Genomic DNA, 2310 nt, shown 5'->3' with positions numbered 1-2310 from the left:
TGCGGGAGGAGGGATGGACGGACGCAGTCCTCGCCAAGGCCGGCCGGTTCCTGGACTACCTGTCGATCCACTTCTACGGCTCGAGTAGCCATCTGTGGACGGGCGACGACTACGACGCCGTGGTGGCGCAGTCGCTGTACGTCGAACAGCAGCTGACCGCCTACTCGCACGCGGTCAGCGAGATCGCGGCGCGCAACGGCCTGGACCGGCCTCCGGCGCTGGCGCTGGACGAGTGGACAGTGCGTCATTTCGAGCCCGTCGACTGGCCGGCCCCGGAACCGGGCGACGACGGCGGCGTCGCGCCGCGCGAGACCAGTGCTGCCTCCGGCTGGGCCGAGCACCTCCGGGTGAACCGGTGGAGCCCGCGGACCATCGCCGACGCCGTGTTCTGCGCCGGGGTCTTCCACGCCATCCACCGGACGGCGGGCCTACCGGCACCGGTGGCGATGGCCAACCCGGTGAACCTGGTGAACGCCAACGGCCTGGTGGTCGCCCGCCCCAAGGGTGCCTTCCGGTCCGCGATCTACCACGTGTGGCACCTGTACCGGCACCACACCGGCCGTACCGTGCTTCCCAGCGACGTCGACGGCCCCGCCCGGTCCACCGGGGTCAGGCAGGGCATCGACCGCGATACCGAGGGACGCCCTCTGATGGCGCCCATGACCGTCCCGTACATCGACGTCTGCGCCACCCGCGCCGACGACGGCTCGGTCCGGCTCGCCGTGGTCAACCGGCACCGCGACCAGACCATACATGTCCGGCCGGTGTTCGACGGCGCCGAGACCGAGACGCCGAAGCGAGTGCACATGCGCACGCTCGGAGGCGACATCTCCGACCTGTACCAGGCGAACGACCTGAATGCGCCTGACGCCGTCGGGGTCCGCGACCTCGGGGAAGTCGAGGCGACCGGTGGGACGTGGGCGATGCCGCCACACTCGGTGACCGTGCTGAGCTTCGACGGTCGTGGCCGGTGACGCCACCCCGACGACGACCATCGCCATGAACGCACATCACCCATCGATGGCGACCAGACAGAGGAAGGACCGGAGTCTTCATCCTATGACCCAACCCAACATTCTGTTGATCTGTACCGACCAGCAGCGTTTCGACGCCGTCGGCGCGTACGGGAATCCGCACATCGCGACGCCCAACATCGACCAGCTCGCCGAGCAGGGCATGCTGTTCGAGAACTGCTACGTGCAGAACCCGGTTTGCGCCCCATCCCGGGCCAGCCTGATGACCGGGCGGTACGTCCCTTCGCACGGGCTGCACGCCAACGGCGTCGACCTCGAGTCACACGAGCAGCTGTTCAGCCGGGTATTGGCCGACGCCGGGTACGACTGCGGGCTGGCGGGGAAGCTTCATCTGGGAGCCTGTCACGCCGGGCGTTCGGAGCCCCGGCTCGACGATGGATTCCGGGTCTTCCGCTGGGCTCACGCACCGAATCCGGGCTCGTCGGAGAACGCGTATCACCGCTGGCTGCAGGCCCGCTTCCCCGACGTGTACGACGGCACCGTGAGCCGCACCGGGCCGTACAGCTGGAACACGATCCCGACCGAGGCGCACTATAGCCGCTGGATCGGTGAGGAGACCGTTGACTTCCTGCGGTCCTCACGCCAGGAGGGCAAGCCGTTCTTATTCGTCGCCAACTTCTTCGACCCGCATCCCGGCTTCGGGGCACCCGAGGAGTACGTGCGGCGCTACGATCCGGCGGAGCTGCCGTCTCCGGTCACCCGCGACGGCGAGCTCGACAACAAGCCGCCGATCTTCTCTGAGGCGACCAAAGGTTCACCGGTCGCTCAGGAGCGCGCGTACGCCCAGTACTCCGAGTCCGAGCTGATGGAGGCCAGGCGGGCCTACTACGCCATGGTGTCCCTGGTGGACGACGAGGTCGGCCGTATCCTCGACGCGCTCGAGGAGCAAGGGCTCACCGAGAACACCATGGTCGTGTTCACCAGCGACCATGGCGAGATGCTCGGCGACCATCAGCTGATGCTCAAAGGCCCGTTCATGTACGACTGCGCGGTACGCGTACCGCTCATCGTGCGCTGGCCCGGAATGGCAGAGCCCGGGAGCCGCCGCGCCGAGCTGGTGCAGTGGATCGATCTGGCGCCGACGTTCCTTCAGGTGGCGGGGGCGGAGGTGCCGGAGCATATGCAGGGCGAGAGCCTGGCTCCGCTGATGCAGGGCGACGGCGATGGGTGGCGCGACTGGGCACTGTGCCATTACCGCAACAGCGGGCCGCCCTATGACCCGCCTGCGCACATGACGATGCTCCGCCATGACCGCTGGAAGCTCGTCGTCCACCAC

Annotated in this window: 2 protein-coding genes; both read left to right on the top strand. The window is 68.2% G+C overall.

Going from position 1 to position 2310, the window contains the following annotated elements; all coding sequences use genetic code 11:
* A partial coding sequence (locus ELR45_RS23635; protein WP_205857138.1) for an alpha-L-arabinofuranosidase C-terminal domain-containing protein occupies window positions 1–974 on the top strand: 974 nt, incomplete at its 5' end.
* 85 nt (window positions 975–1059) lie between these two features.
* Window positions 1060–2310, top strand: a 1251-nt coding sequence (locus ELR45_RS23630; protein ID WP_205857137.1) for a sulfatase family protein, incomplete at its 3' end; no start/stop codon positions are given.

This window comes from Phytoactinopolyspora endophytica (assembly GCF_004138495.1).
GTDB classification, from domain to species: Bacteria; Actinomycetota; Actinomycetes; order Jiangellales; family Jiangellaceae; genus Phytoactinopolyspora; species Phytoactinopolyspora endophytica.
This window is presented reverse-complemented; position numbering and strand designations above follow the sequence as displayed.